This window comes from Ignavibacteria bacterium, from assembly GCA_017302895.1.
Classification (GTDB): domain Bacteria; phylum Bacteroidota; class Ignavibacteria; order Ignavibacteriales; family Ignavibacteriaceae; genus UTCHB3.
In genome coordinates this window covers 663,843-685,177 of sequence record JAFLBV010000002.1, presented here as the reverse complement: position 1 = coordinate 685,177, position 21,335 = coordinate 663,843, and the positions used below count along the sequence as shown (strand labels likewise).

Sequence of the window (21,335 nt, the reverse complement as noted above, 5' to 3'; positions counted from 1 at the left end):
AGCGGTGTTGCTTATACATTTTGTTAAAGATACACACAGGAGTCAGAAATATGCGCTTTAAGCATACTATTTTATGTATTGCCTTTCTCCTCTTCAGTATTCCGGTCTTCTCACAGACAGGTAAAATTACCGGTGTAGTGAAGGACAAGAAAACGGGCGAGACACTAATCGGGTCGACCATAGTGATCGAAGGTACCAAACTGGGTGCCAAATCCGATGCCGAAGGATACTACACGATACTTAATGTCCCTCCGGGAGCATTTACAATCAGAGCATCCATGATCGGTTACGCCTCACAATCAGTGCAAGAGGTAAAAATAAACATCAACCAGACGACAACTATCGATTTTTTTCTGTCTGATGAATCAATTACAACCCAGGAAGTAATAATAACGGCAACTCAACCCGTTATAGAAAAAGATGTCTCCTCCAGTGTTGTCAATATTTCAATGGAGGATGTGGCAAGTTTGCCTGTAGTGAGTGTGGCGAGTGTTATCGGCTTACAAGCCGGTGTTCAAGGCCTCACTATCAGAGGTGGCGGCTCCGACCAGACAGCTTTCATGATAAACGGTATTACTTTTAGAGATGAAAGAGATAACTCTTCATATACGGGAATTAGTTTTACTTCTGTTGAAGAAATTCAGATTCAAACCGGCGGTTTCAATGCCGAATATGGTAATATCCGTTCCGGTCTCGTGAATGTGGTTACAACCGAAGGTAAACGCGACAAATATAATGTTGCATTCCTCGGAAGATACAGAGCACCCGGTGCAAAAAACTGGGGTGACCAGCCCAACGATTTCAATACCTATTTTATTCGTCCCTATGTTGATCCTACAGTAGCCTTCACGGGTACAAAAAATGGTGCATGGGATGCATATACGCAGGCACAGTATCAGGAATTCAGAGGATGGGACAAAGTTTCACAGGAACTCCTTTCTGATGACGATCCTTCGAACGATCTTACTCCTGAAGCAGCACAACAACTTTTCCTCTGGCAACACAGAAAACCGATGGGCATAACCCAGCCCGATTATGATATGGATTTCAGTATCAGCGGACCGGTTCCTGTTGTCAGCAGCATGCTTGGCGATCTCAGATTCCTCGCATCATACAGAACCACAAGAGAAATGTATGTAATTCCTTTGTCAACCAGTTCCTACCATGACTGGAGCACCCATGTGAAAATCACTTCTGACATTGCTCAGGGAATGAAATTCACAATCGAAGGATTACTTGGTTTACAGACCGGTACCAGCAGCTCAAGAAGCGGTGGTCCCGGAATCTTCCGTTCTGCTTATTCAATTGTTTCTGAAATGGACATCAGGGCAGGCGCAAGTTACCTTGATGCGAGAGCATTTGCAACAGATTACTGGGCACCAACCAAAGTTGACAGAAAAATGCTCGGTGCAAAATTTGTTCATGTCCTTTCTCCAACAACTTTCTACGAAATTCAGTTGAATGTCGTTGGTTCAGAATACAGCACCAATCCTGCCAGTGCAAGAAACACAGGCAAAGTGGTTAAAATCGGTAACAATTACTATGATGAATCACCATACGGTGCATTCTCCGGTTTCAGCTCGGGTATCGGAAGCTCGATGAACATGGGACTTGGATACTCAAACTCAAGAGACAGTTCGAAAGTTTATACCTGGAGTTCAAGATTTGACTATTCAAGTCAGCTTAACAAGATTATGCAGATAAAAGCCGGTGTCGAATTTATCTACACCGACAACAATGTTAACTACGCTCTTATTGAGCCTTCACTTCCTACCAGCAACTCCCGTTCAGTATGGCAGACCTACCCTGTAAGAGGGGCAATTTATGGTCAGACAAAACTCGAGTTTGAGGGAATGATTGCCAATATCGGTCTCCGTTTGGATTATTCACACGCGGGCGGCCAGTGGTATCTCTATGATCCTTACAACAAAGCATTCTCGGGTGCCTACTCATTGAAAATAGATGAACTTCTTCAGAAAGAATCAACTGAAAAAGTTATCAGCCTTAGTCCTAGACTTGGTGTTGCTTTCCCGATTACGGTTAACAGCAAACTCTTCTTCAACTATGGTCATTTCAGATCGATGCCGGCTCCGGAAGATCTCTTCCTCCTTAGAAGAAATCAGTCGAATAATGCAATATCAAGACTTGCAAACCCGAACAACCCGCTGCCTAAAACAGTCGCATACGAATTGGGTTACGAGCACAATCTGTTTGACATGTTCCTCTTAAGAGTTGCAGGTTACTACAAAGATGTTACTGATGAAACCCGCCTTGTCGGTTATGTCAGCCGTGACAATTCGGTTTCCTACAGTGTTCCTGAACCAAACAGATACCGTGACATTCGCGGTTTTGAAATAACACTTACCAAAAACAGAGGTGAGTGGATTACAGGATTTGTTAACTACACCTATATGGTTTCAACCGCAGGTTTCTTCGGTTTGCCTACCTACTATGAGAACCCTGCACTTCAGAGAGAATCCGAAAGAAACACAGCTCTCTTTGAGCAGTCAAAACCTGTTCCACAGCCTTACGGCAGAGCAAATATCGACATTTTCACACCAATGAATTTTGGTCCTGAAATTGGCGGCGTTTATCTTCTCGAAGATATCAGAATCAACCTTTTGGCTACATGGTCATCAGGAACCTATTTCAGTTGGACAGGACCCGGCGGAACACGCCCCGGATTCACAAACAATATTCAATGGAAAGATTTTTATAACTTCGACATGAGAATTTCGAAGACTTTCAAAGTCGGACCTGCAGCAATCGAATTTTTTGCAGACATTTCAAACCTTTTCAACATCAAGTATCTTGATTACAGAGCCGGTTTTGTTGATGCAAAAGATTATGATGCCTACATGCAATCGCTTCATCTGCCATCAGAGTTCAGTGCTTTTGGTTACAAAAACATTATCGGCGAAGACAAGCCGGGTGATGTCAGAACAGGTGAGTACATTCCTTGGGATGATAATGCAAGTGAGTCACAAAAAGAAGAATGGCGTAAAAATAAATCATATATCGATATGCCAAACCTCGCATACACAGCGTTCTTAAATCCCAGAGCAATTTACTGGGGTCTGAGACTCATGATTGAAATAAAGTAATTATCAGTGAACATGGAATGGAAATTAAATCCGAGGAAAAAATGAAAAAAGAATTTATGATTAAATTTTGGTCTGTTCTTTTGCTTCTGCTGGTGGTTGCCACTTTCGATGCAAATGCACAGTTTAAAAACAAGTGGATGTCGGTTGGCTCTTTGCATAGCTGGTATTCAGAGATAGGCAGTGAGCTTGAAGAGCAGGGCTTTGTGAAAACCCAGCAGGAAGGTCTCGCATATCCTGCAATTTATCGTTATCAGGATATGATAGCGATGAAAGGTCACTGGATCGGTGCTGCCAACTTTACAGATGAAAAAGGTAATTTTTATCCTGTGAAAGTCGTGGCAATCGGACCAAGAAACCCGCAATTCTGGGCAGCATTTCCTGAAAAATTTGAGTTGATCTCAAAATTTGAAGCCCCGATTGTCAATGTCGACGGAAATCAGTCGTATGAGAAAGATGTTTCCATCGACAGGGTTGACCCTACATTGAAGGCTGACAGGATGCTTGAAAATATCGTACATACCCAGTTGGGTATCACGATGAAGAGAAGAATCTATCAGTTCAGTGCACCCGGTTATGATAACTTCATCGTAAATGAGTACACCTACAAGAATACAGGTAACACAGATGCAGATCCAACAACCATCGAGTTGCCAAACACTACTCTGACAGGCGTATATTTCTTCTTCAATTACAGATACTCTATCAACAAGCAAGCACGCTATGTAATCGGTAACTCCGCAGGATGGGGTATCAATACAATGGTTGATTCAAGAGGTGACGGTGTGGAAGTCGATCCTCCAAGTGAGGCTTTCAGATGTCAGTTCGCATGGCATGGATATCACCCCGGAAAAGAAGCACCATACGATAATATCGGTGGTCCAATCTGGCAGATCAACTCGAACGCAGCCCGTTATCTTGATAAAGGTGATACAGTCGGAAGACTTGCTGCATGGCAGTTCGTTGGAAACATAACTCTTCATGCTGACAAATCTGCTACAGACAAAACCGATGATAAAACCCAGCCATCTACAACTAGCTGGGAAGATTCTGACAGAAATGAATTTCTCGCCGGAAACAATGCATTTAATGTGAACAGAATGCAGGGTGAATATACTCTCATGTCTGCCGGTCATAAATCACCAAGACACGCCAAGTTTGTACAGCCTGATGGAAATTATGCTGCTCAGACTGCTCCACCTTACGGTACTGGAACAGGCGGTAACTCTGCAAACAACGGTTACGGTCCTTACACACTCGCCCCTGGTGACTCTGTTACAATAGTCTGGGCTGAAGCTTCAGCAGGTATGGGATATGATGCCGGACTCGAAGTTGGCAAGAGATTCAAAAACGGACAGATTACAGCGCTTCAGAAAAATCAGGAAGTTATGAAGGGAAAAGATTCCCTGATGGCAACTTTCAAAAAGATATCTGATGCTTTTGCAACCAACTGGGCAACGGTACCGAATCCGCCAAAACCCCCAAAGATTTTTGATATAAAATCGGGTGGTGACAGAATTACACTTACATGGACACTGTTTGACGGTGAAAATCCTGCAGGTTTTGAAGTATGGAGAGCATCAGCAAATGTTGATTCGACATATCATCTTATTAAAACGCTTCCTTCCGGAACCACTTCATTTAACGATACTTCGCTTTCAAGAGGTTTCGATTACTACTATTACCTTACATGTGTAGGTAATGACGGTTCGAAAAGCTCCCGCTACTATTCACAATCATACGATCCTGCAAGATTGAAAAGAAAAGCCGGTAACGCCCTTAGTGAGATCAGAGTGGTACCAAATCCTTACAACTCAAGTTCAATCCCTGATAAAGTAAGATTCCCGGGCGGGGCAGCAGGCGACAGAATAGCTTTTTATGACATCCCCGGCGAATGTACAATAAAAATCTACACCGAGATGGGTGAACTCATCAAGACTATCGAACACAGTGACGGATCAGGCGATGAATTCTGGAATCAGGTTACATCAGCAGGTCAGATTGTGGTCAGCGGTGTCTACATTGGTGTTATTACAGACAGTAAGACGGGTGAAAAACACACCGTTAAATTTGTTATCATTCGCTAACTTAACCGGGACGGAAAAGAATATGAAAAAGTATCTATTATTTACGGCTATTATTTTGGCTGCCGTATGCTTTCTCCAGTCTGAGACATTTGGTCAACGGACCAAGTTAGCACAGTCTGGAATGAAGTTTTTATCTGCTCCAACCGATGCAAGAGCAACCGGTATGGGAGAAACATTTACTGCTATCACCTCAAATTCAGCAGCCCTCTTTTATAACCCGGCTTCACTTGCATTTGGTGACAGTAAAATGGATGTATCAGCCGGCGTTAACAAGTGGATCGCCGACATCAATTATGTTTATTCAAGCTTTTCATTTCAACCAAGTGATCCGGCATGGGGAAAATTTGGTGCTACTGTAATGGCTGTTAATTACGGCGATCTGCTTATGACAGTAGTCGATGGAAGCACTGAAAGAGGTTACAGAGATGTCGGTACATTCAGCCCGACAGCCATTTCGATAGGTGTTGGATACGCCAATGCCCTTTCTGAAAAATTCAGTGTCGGTGGTCAGGTTAAATATGTCCGCCAGAATCTTGGTGTCAGCCCTATTACTTTCGACAATACCGGTCAGATGGTTACCGAAGAGAATTCTCTTTCGACATTGGCATTCGATTTTGGTATTTTCTACAAAACAGGGTTCAAAAGCCTTAATTTTGGTATGAGTGTCAGGAATTTCTCGACCGAGATCAAATACAAGGAAGACGGTTTTCAGTTGCCACTCAACTTCAAAATTGGTGTTGCAATGAACATGATCGATCTTTTCCCCGAACTGGCGAAACAGCATTCATTCCTGCTGGCTGTGGATGTTTCCCACCCGAGAGATTATCCTGAACAGTTATACATCGGTGGTGAATACAGCTTTATGAAATGGGTTTACCTCCGCGGAGGTGTCTCATTCCCTAATGACGAGAAAAAATACAGCCTCGGCTTTGGTCTTAGACCTGAACTGGAAGGGATCAGAATGGCGGTTGACTATGCTTATACCCCATTTGGAGTATTTAGCTCGGTTCACAATTTCACAGTCAGATTTGAGTATTAACTATCAGACGGGTTAAAAAAATGAAAGCAATTTTGATGAATAAAATTAAAACAGTTCTGCTCCCGGCATATATTCTGATATCTGCTATGATACTCTTCTCCGGGTGTGGAAACGATAAGACTACCACTCTGTTTGATCCTAATGTTGCCGTTAAACCTGATCCCGTCATCTCGACGGTCACCCCGGACAGCGGTTACAGTGGTATCACTGAAATAACGATCAATGGATCAAATTTCTCAACGGTTCCTGAAGAAAACACAGTTTATTTCAACACCGGTACCGGAACCATTCTCTCTGCAACTGCTACTGAGCTCAAGGTTAGAGCCGGAGTTGTTACTGAAGCCGGTCAGAATGCTCTGGTAAAGGTAAGAGTAAAAGGTGCTTTGGCTTTCAGCAACACGGTTGTTGTAAAACTGATTCAGGCAGCCCAGTTTCCATTGGTATTTCAGAGTTTCGAGCAGCCATCGGCTATCGAATTCGATAAAAACGGAAACATGTATTTTTCGCTTCTCTCAAGCGGCGTAACAAATAACATTGTTAAGGTTACACCTGCCGGTGTCAAGACTAACTTTACCCCATCAATTGGTGGCGGTTATGTCTTCACCAGTCTAAAGATCGGACCCGACGGTGCACTTTATGGTGTAAGAAATTCACTCAGAGCCATTTTCAGAATGACTGAAGGTGCTGCGATAGCCTCATGGTTTGCTATCACACCGGCTACAGTAAAAATCATTGACATCGATTTCGATGATGCGGGAAATATCTGGGCATGTGGCGACAACGCATCACTTTTCAGGGTAAGCCCCACAAAGGTTCTGAAATCTTATGCATTTGCAGCCAACGCAACAGCAATCAGAGTTTATAACAATGCTGTATATGTTGCCGTAAAGAAAGACTCATCCTCGATCCTTTACAAATTCCCAATGGATGCAAACGGTGATATTGACGGAGCCAACCCTCAGACGGTTGTTAATCTTGGTACTGCTGTTGGTTATAATGTTTATATCAATCAGTTTACAATGGATGTTACCGGTAATATTTTCCTGGCGACAAACAATACTGAACCGATTTTGAAAGTTACTCCTGCAGGAAGTGTATCAGTTCATTATCCGGGTGTATTTCTTCCATTAAACGCAATGTATCTTACATGGGATAATGGTACAAACCTATACTACACAAGATCTTCGGGTCTGGTCTCCGGTAAAGCCAATGACCAAACCATTGTAAAAGTTCTTATGGGTGTTCAGGGTGCTGCTTATTCCGGTAGAAAATAATTAATTAGATTTTTAATGTTAAATGCTTATTTTAACAACTCAACATCAACTCATTTAGGAGATACAAAATGAAAAAATTGTCTGCACTTCTTTTATTCATGTTGCTGACAGCGGGAGCATTCGCTCAAGGTTGGACCTTTAACGGATATTTCCCGGATACAACCCATTACCGTTTTTCGACCGGTGGTCACGGTGTAGCTGTTGACCCTTACGGAAGAATATGGTTTGCCCCTTATGCTTCAAACGCTGACTCAATTTGGAACGGTAACGCATGGGTTAAATGCGGCGCTCTGTTTTGCTTCAACCCGGATGGAACACAGGCTTCATTCTCACCAATTAAAGTATTCGTAGGTCCAGGCGTCAGCCCTGACTCACTCGTGGCAAACACAGGCCGTGGTCTGAAAGCTCATCCTGATGGTGATATCCTTGCCACATTCTTTGATTTTACCCATAAGATTGACTACAAAACAGGTCTTTCCAAAGGTAAACTTAGAAATACCATTGGAGCATCGGGTGTTGCAAACGCTGTAGACGGCAATGGAAATTTCTTCACGGCTAATGTTGCTCCCGGAAACCCGATTAAAATTTGGGATCCTTCCTTCAACTTCCTCGGAAACGCAGTTGATTCATCAGTTGGTTTCTCAAGATCATTCGAAGTTGGCGCAGATGGAAACACAATTTACTGGGCTGGTTACACAAATCATGCAATCCTCAAATATACCAGACCTGATGAATTTTCACCATTCACAGTAACAGATACCATCCTCAAAGGTTTTGATTCTGAATCATTTGGTTGGAACAGAAAATACAATCTTCTTTGGGCTTCTTCAGGTTCAAACAATGATTTACCAAACAGATATCCGGGTGCCACCACTTTCTGGGCAAACAGAGCCTGGTATGCTTACGATCCTGTTTCCGGCGAAATCAAAGACAGCTTGTTATGGAACATGTATCCAGGCGCAACTGACTCAAGACCACGCGGTATCAGTTTCACAGCTTCAGGTGACACTGCTTATGTAACATGCTTTGGTTCAGCTAACTATCCACCAATCGAGAGATTCATTAACCCGAATCCATCCAGCATTAAAGACCTTGGCATGAATGTTGAAGATTTCAAACTTTTCCAGAACTATCCTAACCCTTTCAACCCTTCAACAGAGATCAGATTCTCATTGAAGAGTGCAGGTTTCACAACCTTGAAAGTTTATGATATCCTTGGTAAAGAAGTTGCAACATTGGTCAGCGAAAACCTGAATTCAGGTATGTATGCTTACTCATTTGATGCATCGAAACTTGCTTCCGGTACTTACATCTATGAAGTTGTTTCAAACAATGTAAGACTTACAAACAAGATGCTTCTTATGAAATAAAATCAGGTATTAGGTATTAGGTATTAATTTCCTGATCACTATCATCTGAACTGTTTTTAAGGCTGTCTCGAAAGGGGCAGCCTTTTTTTTTTGAACACGATGCGCATGATGGGTAAGAATTTTAAGAATGCCTTCTGTTCTGTGTTTCCCTGTAATTGGCTGACATTGAAAAGAACCGTCTGAATCAGAAATTATCGCTAAATTAAGGATATTAATTATTTATTTTTTGTTAACGCTATCTGCGAAGTTTGAAGTTATGATTTCAAACTTGTGTAAATTATTAAAGAAATTATTTCATGCCTTCAATTCCTGCTCTTACTGCCTCAATCAATAAATCAACCTCGCCAAATAAATCAACCAGACAAAAAACAGGAAGAAATTACACATTATTTTTAATGTTAATTACGCTTTTGTTTTTGCTGCAGGTACCTGCTCAGTCTCAGGGAAGTCTTCGGGGAATTGTTACCGACTCATTAAGCGGTGAGATTATTCCGTATGCAAATGTTACGATAAAGACCACTAAACTTGGTGCCTCAACCAACAGTTCGGGTTACTATTTCATTCCGTCTGTACCTGCAGGGAAGCGAACAGTACTTTTCTCTTATATCGGATACATCAAAAAAGAGGTGGAAATCGATATAAAATCGGGTGTAATCAACGAACTTAACCTGAAACTCTCCCGTTCTTCAGTGAATATCAATGAAGTTACGATAGTCGGGGAGAGAAATGCCCGTGAAAATGAAACTGATTTGGGACTTGAGAAAATATCAATCAAGGATATAGAACTTCAACCCGTCGGAGCTGAAGCGGATATCTTTCGTGTTATTCAGAACAACCCGGGGGTGAATACTACCGGAGATGCAACCGCGAAATATTATGTAAGAGGTGGTGGCAGCGACCAAAATCTTGTGCTTCTTAACGGTGCAACTGTTTATAACCCCTTTCATGCTCTTGGAATCTTCTCGGTAATTGACCCTGAAATTATTTCATCACTCGAATTTTATAAAGGTGGCTTTACTCCCGCGATGGGGGACAGGCTCTCCTCAATTTTAAATATCATTACCCGTGACGGGAACAAGAATTTTTATCAAGGGACAATTCAGGCTGGATTGCTCTCCGGAAAAGTAGCAGCCGAGGGACCCATCCCAGATGGTTCATTCCTGTTAACAGGACGAAAAAGTTACTGGTCGGGGATTCTGAAAAAATACTTGAACAACAAAGAGACACCCTTCGATTTTTACGATCTTTCGCTAAAAGTGAATTACTCACCTGCTTATATTGATCCCAACAGTAAATTCAGTGCGAACCTCTTTCTTAGCAGCGACCAGGTTATTAACAGCGACCCTTTACTTGAAGATTATCACATCAGAAACAATATTGGTGGACTAAAGTGGAGCAAGATTTGGGATGGTTCACCACTGGTCTCCGATGTTATTTTCTCATTTTCGCATTACATGGCTAAAGTGGAGCCAAACTTCAGCGGTTCGAAGCCCCGTGAGAACAATGTAACTGATTTCACGATAAATGCCGATTTTGCATACATTTATGACAGCAAAGATCAGCTCCTTTTTGGTCTTCAGAATAAAAATATTTCCACTTCTTTGAAACAGGTGAATCAGTTGGAGCGGGAAATTGACTTTAAGAACACAAAAAATGCTCTTGCCGGTTACTTCAACTACCGGTTTTTCCGTTGGGATGATGTCGGACTCGATCTTGGAATGCGATTCAATTTTATTTCGATGTCAGAAAAAAGACCATTTCTTTTTGAACCAAGAATCAGCCTGACATACCTCCTCAACCGTTTGATGATCTTTAAATTTGCATTCGGCAGATACTCACAGGAGATGGTTTCTCTTGCTAATGAGGATGAACTGATTTCGGTGTTTGAACCATGGGTAATCATTCCTGATAACATAACTGCAGCCGAGGCAACACACTTTATTGCGGGCTTCACTTCCTACTTTACAGATAAATTCCTTCTTGAAGTGGAGGCTTACTACAAAGTGATGTCGAATCTGATGGAAGTGAATGAAAAGAAATTTACTTCGATACAGTTCGACTTCAAGAATATTGAGGGAGTCTCTTACGGTATTGAGTCGTCACTTAAATTTGACGGAAGCATTTTTTATGCAAGAGCCTCGTATGCACTCGGCTGGGCTGAGAAAAAGGCAAAAGACCTTACTTATCCGCCAAGGTATGATGTCAGGCATTCATTGAGTATTCTTGCAGGTATCAATCCGGGTGACAGCTGGCAGTTCACCGCAAACTGGGTGCTTTCATCAGGAATGCCGTTTACACCGATTTCGGGATTTTTCAACAAACTCCTCCTTGATGGTACAACACCGATAGATATTTTCAACAACTACGAACCACAGTTTATCTATGATACCAAGAATTCGGGAAGATTGCCATGGTATCACAGACTTGACATTTCGGTCACCAAAAAGTTTTCGACTTCCTTCGCAGACTTTACAATTGGTGCGAGTGTAATAAATGCCTACAACCGCGCCAACATCTACTATTTTGATAAAAAAACCGGAAAGAGAATTGATCAACTCCCGATTCTCCCTGCAATTTTCGTGAAAGCTGAGTTTTAGCATGAAAAAGATTCTTTCAACAATAAGTATTCTCTTCATCTCTCTGTTGATGACAGGGTGTGAAGAAAGTTTCTCTCCCAGATCTGAATTTAAGGAGGGCTATGTCCTCTACTCAATTACTCCAGGACAGGAGATCGGCAAGTTCGTTGTCCCGAAAGTAATCCTGGCAAAAGTTTATGATGCCCCCGGTACCGATCCGCTTCTGAACACAGAGGATCCCGAGATTGCCGGTGCCCGGGTAGAAATTAGATTTCGAGGGGATACTTACATACTAAAAGATTCCATGGTAGCCCGGAAAGATTCATCCAGATATAAGGGCCCGCAGAAATTTTATTTCGGGAAGGCAATTCCACTCTATGCAAATGATACGATAACGATCACTGCAAGGCTGCAAAACGGTAAAGTGCTGACTTCAGGAACGAAAGTACCACAGTATCTTAACTACGAAAACTCCATTCCATTTCCGCGTGGATTTACAACTGATGTCGATCCATTTAAGTACGGCAAAAACTGGACCTTCTACTGGACTTCGCAGGAGTTGAACCTTACATTTCCAAAGATGAAGATTTATTACTCGAAATTGGTAAATAACAGGGAAGTGCCTGGCACAATTGAAGTGCCGCTTAGAGTGATTAACAGAAACGGCGTCGAAACGCCAATATATCCCGTTGCTAATAGAGATGAGGAAGCCTCCTATGAACTTACCTCCTTCGACTGGGCAATGAACAAAATCTCCGAGGGTGTAGAGGATAAATCACAATTCCGGGCGCTTCATGTTATTTTCGAATCAACCGAATACGATGCGCCTCTTTCATTTTACTACTCGAGCGTAAACGGATTCCTCGACAACTTCAGCCTCCGCCTTGATGAGCAGGTCTTCACCAACATCTCCGGTGGCTACGGTCTCTTTGGTACCTATTTCACCTCCACCTACCAGGAAGAGTTTGACTCCAGGTATGTCACAAAGTTTGGATACCGAATCAAGTAATTATGAGTTATTACTTATGAATTATGAGTTAAACTAATAACTAATAATTCATAACTCATAATTAAGAAATTCTCTTCTTAAACCTTAGGATGCTGATTCCAAGGATTACGGTTCCGATGATGAACATTGCGAGGACATCCTGCCAGTGTTCGGCGAAACCGGAGCCTTTCAGTATAACACCGCGAATGATCAGGATGAAGTATTTTAGCGGAATTATTATGCTGATTTTTTGAAAAATGTCGGGCATGTTTTCTACCGGGAAGGAAAAACCCGAGAGGAAAATTAGAGGCATCATTACACCAAATGTGGCAACCATCATTGCCTGTTGTTGGGTTTTGCTGAATGTTGATACGAGCAATCCGAGACCCAGAGTTGAGAGAATGTAGATAAATGCCGAGAAGAAAAGAAATACCACATCCCCCTTAACCTCTATTCCGAATATTACCCTCATTGCAGTTAGCACCAGAACAACTGTTACAAATCCAAGCATAACAAATGGAATCAGTTTCCCTGCGATGAGCTGCCATGACTTGATCGGTGTAACAATCAACTGTTCAAGGGTGCCAATTTCTTTTTCCTTTACTATGGCAAGAGAGGTTAACAAAAGAGTTATCAGACTGAGAAGTAGCCCTACGATGGATGGCACCATAAAGTATCTCGACTCCACAGCGGGATTATACCAGATCCTGTATTGCGAGGTGACTTCACCCGAGGGGAGTCTGGTGATACCCCGAAGTTTGAGCTTGTCGCCGGCTACATTTCCCGCAAACTTTCCAATGACTTTGGATACATACCCTGCAGCGATTGATGCTGTGTTTCCGTCACTTCCGTTAAAAATTGCCTGGATTGTAGCCGACTCACCCCGGTTGATATCTTTTTCGAAGTCTTTTGGTATGATAATCGCAGCAATTGTATTCCCCTCATCCATCTTTTTGTAAACAGCATCGTAGTTGTAGAGGTAGTCGTTCACAATAAAATAGGTGCTGCCTTCAAATTCCCTCACCAGTTTTCTGCTCATTTCCGATCTGTCGGTATCATAAACTATGGTTTTTACGCTCTTTATGTCGAGAGTCGCAGCATATCCGAGAAAAATCAACTGCATTACAGGTGCGACAAGAATGATACCGAACATTTTTGGATCCCGCCTGAATTGCTGGAACTCCTTCAAAATAATTCGCAATACGATTTTCATATCAGGCTTTCCTCTCTTTAACTTTGGAGATGATGAGCGAAAGTCCGAGTGTTACACCTGTATAAATAAAAAGACTGATCATGTCTTTGTAGAATGTGGGAAGTCCCGTTCCCCGAAGAATTATTGCTCTTAGAATCCGGTTAAAAAATTTAGTCGGTGTAATATTTGTAAGAATCTGAATGAGAGGTGGCATGCTGTCAATCTGAAATACAAACCCGGACAAAAGAAGTGCCGGCAGGAGCGATATAAACTGCCCTAAAGTAAATGCCACTTGTGAGTTGTCTGAAATTACTGAAACCAGAATTCCGAGTGAGGTGCAGGCAAGAAGAAACACAAATGTCGTGTAAACCAGATCGAAATAGCTCCCTTTTGTCTCGACACCAAAAAGAAAATACCCGACAATCAGTATCATAACTGCATTCAGGTATGCAAGAAGCAGGTAAGGGGTTATCTTGCCGATAAGCAATGAAAAGGAAGAGACAGGGGAGACCCGAATTTGCTCGATTGTGTTTCTTTCTTCCTCTCTGACGAGTGACAGGGAAACGCTGACTACTGCTGTGATCACGAGAATCATTGAAATCAAACCCGGTACAAAAAACAGAGAGCTTTTTAGCTCCAGATTATAAAGTATTTTAGGTGAAATCTTAACCGGTGGATTAACCTTTAATCCCGTTTTTGCGAGTTCCTCATCCCTGTATTTGGAATTGAACAACCCGATTGCGGCTTCAATATAGTTGGATACAATCACAGCGGTGTTTGCATCCACACCGTCGATGAGGTATTGAACTGTTGTTTTTTCACCCCGCTTTAGTTCTTCCTCAAATTTTTCGGGTATCGTTATAACAGCAGTTACCGTTCTGCTGTCAAGCAAGTGCCTGATCGATGACATGTCGTGAGTATAAAGCGGTTTTGCAAAATACTCGGTAGAGGTCATCTCGCTGATAAACCTGCGGCTCGAAGGGGATCCGTCAAGGTCGATTACAGCAGTTTTAATTTGCTTCACATCAAAATTAACGGCATATCCAAAGAATGCCAGTAGAAAAACGGGAAAGAACATCAGGATTCCGAAGAGTCTTCGGTCTCTTGTTAAATGTTTGAATTCCTTGCCTGCGATTGCAAAAACAGTTTTAAGCATATCAATATTTTTTTTCGATAAGATGAATGAAAACATCTTCAAGGGAGGGGAGTATCTCAGAGATGTTCATATCAAAATTTGAGAAATTTGTATTAAGGAACCGGATTGTTTCAACATTGGAAGCAGCATTATCTGCCGGAATGAAGTGAATTTTGTCTCCAAAAATGGAGATCTCACCATTCAGATGTGATTCAGAAATTTTGTTCATCAACTCAACACTGTTGTTAGAACTGATTTCCAATACCCTTGATTTGATGTGGTCCTGTTTCAACTCGGTTGGTGTGCCCTCGGCAATTATTTTCCCTGCATTAATAAGGATGATATTGGCACAATACTCGGCTTCTTCAAGGTAGTGGGTGGTTACAAAAACAGTAATACCTTCCTCTGAAAGTGAGTTGATAAGCTCCCAAAAAGCTCTTCTTGAGATTGGATCAACACCACTTGTAGGTTCATCGAGAAATACGATTTTTGGCTTGTGGATTACTGCTGTTGCAAGTGCGAGCCGCTGTTTTATGCCTCCGGGGAGGCTTCCTGTGACGGTCTTCTCTCTCCCTTGTAGAAAGGATACTTCGAGAGCCCATTTTTTCCTTTCAGCAAGTTCGCTTCTTTCCAGACCGTAAACCCCGCCAAAAAAATTGATGTTCTCTTCCACTGAAAGGTCGTTGTAAAGACTGAACTTTTGAGACATGTAGCCGATGTTTTCTTTCACTTTTTCAGGCTCATTCATGATGCTGTAACCGCCAACCAAAGCATCCCCCGAAGTTGGTTCAAGCAATCCGCAAAGCATCTTGATTGTTGTAGATTTTCCGGCACCATTGGCTCCCAGAAATCCAAAAATTTCGCCTTGTGGAATCGAAAAACTAACCTCATCGACAGAGACAAAATCTCCAAATTTTTTAGTGAGCCGGCTTACCTCGATGGCGTATTGCATTAATACAACCTCTTTCCTGTTGACTTCAGAAGTTTATAGCCCGACAGGACAATGCCGATTTTTGCAAGTTGCAGGCTCGTTTTTGCAGCGAAAAGGGAATTGTCAGCTTCAAGCAAATCGGCAGCTGTTGCCACCTGAGCATTAAAGTTTTCGAGTGTCACCCTGTAGTTTTCATTTGCCTGTTCCAGAGTGATCTCAAGATTTTTCAATTTGGACCTGGCAGCGGTATACTGGAGATAATTTTGATAGACTTCATTGGAAACCGCATCCGAAAGCTGTTGTTTTGTCGTGCCAAGACTTTTGATGCTTTCTGTGGCTTGATCAACCTTGGCAGAAGTGGCACCCCAGTCCCAGACATTCCATTGCAGACTCAAGGAGACATCCCAGGTTGCCCGGAATTCGTCCTTTTGAGGGAAAATTCTTTGAGAGGGATTGGTGTAGTAGAGGTTCGAACCAAGATAAATTTCAGGTAGGTAACCTGCTTTGGCGACATTCATGTTCTCTTCCAAAACCTTTTGTTTGATTGCGAGTGTTTTGAACTCACCTCTGTTGGTCTCCGCAGTCTGTTTTAGCGTCTCAAAGTCAATTGCAGTAGCCGGCTCAGCCCATGAAAACTTGTTGATCTCAATCGGTGAATCGACGCTTCTTCCGATCGCGAGGTTTAACTGTGCTTTGGCAGCAAGGATTGCCGTCTCAGCATCAATTTTTTTGGAAAGGGTGTTGGATATTTGCACTTCAATTTTTAAGATGTCGTTTCTGGTAATCAGTCCGTTTTTGTAAAAATCGTTCGCATCAGACAACCGCTTTTTGAGGGTTGTGATATTTTCTTCAATCACCGCCAGTTGTTCATTCGCAGCCGCGAGATTGTAATAGGCCGCAATCGTTTTTATGGCTTCATCGTTTTTTATTATTTCGTTATCTGACTTCAATGCCTCGGTTGAAATCTCAACACTCTTCTCTTGAGACGATAACCGGTGTCCTGTGAATAGAGGTTGAGTCAGGCTGAGTCTCAAGGCATAATTGTTCAGTATGGGCTCCTGCAAAACCACGGGAGAGGGCAGGAACGGGAGCTTTATCTCTGAGTTTGGTATGTCGCTCAGTCTCGAATACGACGCGAGGAATTTTAACTGGGGAAGTTTCATTGCTGCAACTTCTTTTACTTTTCCCAAATTTTGTTGTATCGCGGAGTTGTTCAGAGCGAGCGGACGACTGTTGTCCAACGAGGCTTTAATGCAATCCTCAAGACTAAAAGTTTGCGCCGGTACACCGGTCACAAAAAGTGTGAAGAACAACAGAATGGTTGATAATTTATATTTTTTCATGTCATTACTTGTAATTACTGCTTACGAGGTGGATAAAAATATTTTCGAGTGAAGGTGAGATGATTCTGGATTCTGTAATTGCCAGATTATGTTTCTTTAATAGTCCCGTCACATCGATCAATACATCTTCAGGATTTTGGGAAAGAATATCTATTCTGTCACCGAATGCCTGTGTGTCATATTTCAGATTTTCCCTGATAATCCGGGAGACCTTTCTTACTTCATCACAGTAAATTTCCAGGACAGACATATCGACTGTGTCTTTCACTTCCTGTGGCTTTCCGAGGGCGATTATTTCTCCTCTGTTCATCAATCCGATACGGTTGCATCTTTCTGCTTCGTCAAGATAGGGAGTGGTAAGCAGAATTGTGATGCCATCGGCCTGGAGTTTAGAGAGTATCTTCCAAAAATCTCTTCGGGAGACAGGATCAACTCCAGTGGTTGGTTCATCGAGAAACAATATTTTTGGTTTGTGAATCAGAGAGCAAGCGAGGGCGAGCTTTTGTTTCATTCCACCTGAAAGCTTGTCCGCAAATCTGTCCCGGAATTTGATAAGTCTCATCAGTTCAAGTAACTCATCTCTTCTCTCTTCGAAATGCCTTACATTATGAATGTTCGCAAAAAACCTGATATTCTCATCGACTGTCAGGTCTCCATATAGAGAGAACTTCTGTGAGAGATATCCGATATTGTTTTGGATATCCTTTTTTGCTTTTGATAATTCCTTGTTGAAAATGGTGACTGATCCGCCGGTTGGTTTCGTCAATCCGCAAAGTATTCGCATCGTCGTTGTTTTTCCCGCTCCGTCTGGACCCACCAGCCCGAACATTTCACCTTCCAGAATTGAAAGGTCAATCGAGTTTACAGCCAAAGTCTCGCCGTATGTTTTTTTTAGCGAAGTTATCTCTATCACCGGCATATTATCGAACCTCGTGGCATTTCAGGCGGCTTTCAAACGGGTCAGAAGTGAACGAACTATAATTTGATAAACGCATCAGCGGGCATTCCATCTTTTAACTCATTATTCTGATTTTTTACTCTGACCTTCACTTCATATACGAGACGGGTTCTTTCATCCTCGGTCTGTATATTTTTGGGAGTGAAGGCTGCCTCGGGTGAAATGAAGATTACCTTGCCTGTGTAGGATTTATTCGGGTAGCTGTCAATTTTTATATCAACCGTTTGACCCGTCTTTACTTTGCCCAGGTCGGTTTCCTGTACATAGACGATTAAATCGAGTTCGTCTTGTGCGGAAATTTTAACCAGTGACGACATGGCACCGGCAACCTCTCCTTTTTTAACATATTTTTTGACAATTTTACCTGAGATGGGGGAGATAACGAAACATTTCTCAATGGCATTTTTCAGGATATCTGCACTCGCTGATGCTTCCTTTTTCCGGGCTGCTGCCGATTTAAGTTCTTCAGGTCTGACAATGGTTTTCACTTTTTGAAGGTTTTCCTTTGCCGCATCCAGTTGAGATCGAAGTACTTTCAAGCGTGTTTCAGCATCATCATATTGCTTTTTCGTCATCGACCCGGTGCCGTAAAGGTTTTTAATGCGGGCAAAATCAGATTCAGCAAGTTGCACGTTTGCCTCTAGTTGTGACGCCACTTCCTCTGCCTGCTTGATATCCTCTTTTCGGGCACCGCTTAGAAGCAGACTGTATTGGGCGTCTGCACCTTCTATTAGCGCTCCGGTCTTTGCAAGTTGAAGAAGCAGATTGGAATCATCAATCTTGACGATTGTGTCATTCTCCTTCACCACATCTCCTTCTTCGAAAGGGAAATTGACGACAAGTCCGGGCGTTTGTGAGGAGAGTGTTACGCTGATAGCCTCAAGATTCCCGGAGACTTTAATTTTGGAAGTGTCGGTTTCTTTTTTGCATCCGGTTAAAATCAGACCGGTAAAAAGCAAAACTGAGAGAATCCTAAATATTCTCATTCTGTATAACTCCATAGATCATAGTTGAAAATTCTTCCTTCCCTTTGGGGGTCAGAATTGTGTTGAACAAAAATTTGTAGAAGAGGGAAAGGGATTCGTTGATTGTATATCCCGACTGATCGAGAAATTCTTTTTTTAGTATTTCTCTTATCGATGCAACCAGAATCGTCACAATAAAAATGACGGGATATTCTTTTATGTATCCTTCCTCTCTTCCCTGAGCGTAAATTTTAGAAATGGTTTTTCTCATCATTTCACTCCGAAAATCGTCGAAATCCTTCCAAAGAAGAGGCATTTCTGTCTGGAGTTCTTTGAAGAGCACAGTGGAAATCATGGCTGTCTCCGTCAGCATGTGTTTTAGAATGAACACAAGTTTTACCACCGAAGGGACATCTTTCTGCATTATTTCACCGACCACCGTAGACGCCTTTAAGATGAACGATCGGAAAGCAGCCTCTACAAGCTCTTCTTTCGAATTGTAATATTTGTAGATCGTCTTTTTACTGATCTTCATCCCTTTTGCGATCTCATCCATGGGAATTGTCATAAATCCCTTTTCTCTGTAGAGGGAAAAGGCATACAGGGCGATCTCTAGTTTAATATCTGTTTTTTGCATTATGGAAACTAAAATTAATAATTACAGTTTCTAAAATACTATATGGAAACTTAAAAGTCAATAGTAAGTTTCCATTTTATTGCAGTTTTAACAAATTAATTTGAAGAAAGATAAATAAAAGGGTTATTGGGTTAAATTTACACTCGTAATTTTCAAAAATTAAGGTTCCCCCTTGGAGAAATCCCTTCATCAAAAAGGTATCATCGCCGTCGTAATCGCCGCACTTCTTTGGAGCACAGGTGGATTATTTATAAAACTGATAAGCCTGAACTCGATTCAACTGTCATTTTTCAGGTCTTTCTTTGCCGGACTGGTGATACTTCTTTTGTTTCGAGGGAAGGCATTAAAATTTAACGGCTGGTCTTTGATGACAGGGCTCTTCTATGCGGGAGTCCTTGTGTTTTTTGTGATGGCGACGAAACTGACTACTGCAGCAAATGCAATTTTTCTGCAATATACTGCACCGATTTATGTCCTCATTCTTGAACCGCTTCTGCTAAAGACTAAATTTGAACGAATAAATCTCATTACGATAGTTTTCTGTTTCATTGGAATGGCACTTTTCTTTGTTGGAAAACTGTCTCCCGGCGATATAGAGGGGAATACATTCGCACTTATTTCGGGATTGTGTCTTACGGGTATGTTTCTTGGGATGAGGAAGTCTGGTGAAGATTACAAATGGAGCACCATTTTCTGGGGCAATTTCTTTGTAGCTCTGTTTTGTGCATACTCACTTTTTGACATGCCGGCACTTTCAACAAATGATTTTCTGATGGTAGGTTATCTGGGAATCTTCCAGATTGGCATCGCTTATGTGATTTTCAGTTATGGAATAAATAAAGTGGAGGCAATTGAAGCTTCACTTCTCGCGATGATAGAGCCGGTTCTTAACCCCGTCTGGGTTTTAATCGGTTACGGGGAAACGCCCTCATTCTATGCAATTATCGGTGGTGTGATTATCGTGCTTGCAATAGCTCTCAGAACATTGATGATCGAAAAAAGGCGAAGGCGAAAACCCGCATTTTAGACTGATTTTCTCTTCTTATGGAGAAAGTCTTTCAATTTTCCACTTATTTCCCGCACGGGTGTAGAGGATTCTGTCATGCAGCCGGTTTGGGCGACCCTGCCAGAATTCCATTTTTGACGGTACCACTTTGTAACCGCCCCAAAATGGAGGCAGAGGAATCTCACCATCGGAAAATCTTTGTTTCATCGATTCAAATTTCTTTTCCAGATATTCCCTGCCCGGTACCACTTCACTTTGACTGGAAACCCAGGCACCGATTTGTGAGTCAACGGGTCGCGATTTGAAGTAGGTCTCGGATGCCAAACTGTCTATTTTCGATGCTTTGCCCGTTATCCTTACCTGTCTTTCGAGATCGAGCCAGAGAAACAAAATTGCCACATTGTCGTTATTGCCGATTTGCCTTCCTTTTTCACTCTCATAATTTGTAAAAAAGATAAATCCGTCGGCTTCAAGTCCTTTTAAGAGGACAGTCCTGGAGGAAGGTGACCCTTCAGGAGAGACTGTGGAGAGAATCATTGCATTTGGTTCGGTAATTTCAGATTCGAGGGCAGCATTGAACCAGAGGGAAAACTGTTCCATCGGGTCTGTCTTTATCGAGTTTTCATCCAGTCCCATGAGTTGATAATTCTTTCTTAGATGGGCAATATGATGGTTATCACGATTTGGCATTTCTTTAGTTCCGTTAATTTGATTACTTTTCTTGTTTAAATTT

16 protein-coding genes are annotated in these 21,335 nt (G+C 42.1%); 8 read left to right on the top strand and 8 right to left on the bottom strand.

Translation table 11 applies throughout. The annotated features are described in order from the left end of the window. Positions 1-50: 50 nt before the first annotated feature. From J0L60_10565 to J0L60_10535, 7 genes are all read left to right on the top strand, one after another. Positions 51-3,104, top strand: coding sequence for a TonB-dependent receptor (locus J0L60_10565; GenBank protein MBN8546557.1), 3,054 nt, complete (start codon positions 51-53; stop codon positions 3,102-3,104). A gap of 41 nt (positions 3,105-3,145) precedes the next feature. Further along, positions 3,146-5,188: a hypothetical protein gene (locus tag J0L60_10560; GenBank protein ID MBN8546556.1), complete on the top strand. Its 2,043-nt coding sequence runs from the start codon at positions 3,146-3,148 to the stop codon at positions 5,186-5,188. A gap of 22 nt (positions 5,189-5,210) precedes the next feature. After that, positions 5,211-6,227 (top strand): PorV/PorQ family protein, encoded by a 1,017-nt coding sequence (locus J0L60_10555; GenBank protein ID MBN8546555.1) that lies wholly within the window; start codon positions 5,211-5,213, stop codon positions 6,225-6,227. A 35-nt stretch (positions 6,228-6,262) separates the two neighbouring features. Then, entirely contained in the window at positions 6,263-7,501 is a 1,239-nt protein-coding gene (locus J0L60_10550) for an IPT/TIG domain-containing protein (protein MBN8546554.1), read from the top strand. Positions 7,502-7,569: 68 nt separating this feature from the next. Next, positions 7,570-8,871, top strand: coding sequence for a T9SS type A sorting domain-containing protein (locus tag J0L60_10545; GenBank protein MBN8546553.1), 1,302 nt, complete (start codon positions 7,570-7,572; stop codon positions 8,869-8,871). A gap of 395 nt (positions 8,872-9,266) precedes the next feature. Further along, the gene (locus J0L60_10540) at positions 9,267-11,468 is read left to right on the top strand and encodes a TonB-dependent receptor (GenBank protein MBN8546552.1); all 2,202 of its coding nucleotides are present in this window, start codon (positions 9,267-9,269) and stop codon (positions 11,466-11,468) included. Position 11,469: 1 nt separating this feature from the next. Then, complete coding sequence (locus tag J0L60_10535) at positions 11,470-12,456, top strand: DUF4249 family protein (protein MBN8546551.1); 987 nt, start codon at positions 11,470-11,472, stop codon at positions 12,454-12,456. Between the two features lie 61 nt (positions 12,457-12,517). Here J0L60_10535 and J0L60_10530 read toward each other — a convergent pair whose 3' ends face one another. From J0L60_10530 to J0L60_10500, 7 genes are read right to left on the bottom strand one after another with little or no spacing between them, the layout of a single operon-like run. Continuing rightward, positions 12,518-13,648, bottom strand: coding sequence for an ABC transporter permease (locus J0L60_10530; GenBank protein ID MBN8546550.1), 1,131 nt, complete (start codon positions 13,646-13,648; stop codon positions 12,518-12,520). A 1-nt stretch (position 13,649) separates the two neighbouring features. Continuing rightward, on the bottom strand, positions 13,650-14,783 hold the full coding sequence (locus J0L60_10525; GenBank protein MBN8546549.1) for an ABC transporter permease: 1,134 nt from the start codon (positions 14,781-14,783) through the stop codon (positions 13,650-13,652). A gap of 1 nt (position 14,784) precedes the next feature. Beyond that, positions 14,785-15,714 carry an ATP-binding cassette domain-containing protein gene (locus J0L60_10520; protein MBN8546548.1) on the bottom strand — a complete coding sequence of 310 codons (930 nt, stop codon included), beginning with the start codon at positions 15,712-15,714 and terminating at the stop codon, positions 14,785-14,787. Beyond that, positions 15,714-17,036 (bottom strand): TolC family protein, encoded by a 1,323-nt coding sequence (locus J0L60_10515; protein MBN8546547.1) that lies wholly within the window; start codon positions 17,034-17,036, stop codon positions 15,714-15,716. Before J0L60_10515 ends, J0L60_10520 begins: the two co-directional genes overlap by 1 nt. 4 nt (positions 17,037-17,040) lie before the next feature. Further along, the gene (locus J0L60_10510) at positions 17,041-17,955 is read right to left on the bottom strand and encodes an ABC transporter ATP-binding protein (protein MBN8546546.1); all 915 of its coding nucleotides are present in this window, start codon (positions 17,953-17,955) and stop codon (positions 17,041-17,043) included. A gap of 56 nt (positions 17,956-18,011) precedes the next feature. Next, a complete protein-coding gene (locus tag J0L60_10505; GenBank protein MBN8546545.1) occupies positions 18,012-18,980 on the bottom strand; it encodes an efflux RND transporter periplasmic adaptor subunit in 969 nt (322 codons plus the stop codon). Beyond that, positions 18,967-19,596 (bottom strand): TetR/AcrR family transcriptional regulator, encoded by a 630-nt coding sequence (locus tag J0L60_10500; GenBank protein MBN8546544.1) that lies wholly within the window; start codon positions 19,594-19,596, stop codon positions 18,967-18,969. Before J0L60_10500 ends, J0L60_10505 begins: the two co-directional genes overlap by 14 nt. Before the next feature lie 172 nt (positions 19,597-19,768). On the opposite strand from J0L60_10500, the gene J0L60_10495 reads away from it, so the two are divergent. Next, a complete protein-coding gene (locus J0L60_10495) occupies positions 19,769-20,623 on the top strand; it encodes an EamA family transporter (protein MBN8546543.1) in 855 nt (284 codons plus the stop codon). 15 nt (positions 20,624-20,638) lie between these two features. Here the strand turns inward: J0L60_10495 and pdxH are convergent, their stop codons facing one another. After that, a complete protein-coding gene (gene pdxH, locus J0L60_10490; protein ID MBN8546542.1) occupies positions 20,639-21,292 on the bottom strand; it encodes a pyridoxamine 5'-phosphate oxidase in 654 nt (217 codons plus the stop codon). Between the last annotated feature and the right edge of the window lie 43 nt (positions 21,293-21,335).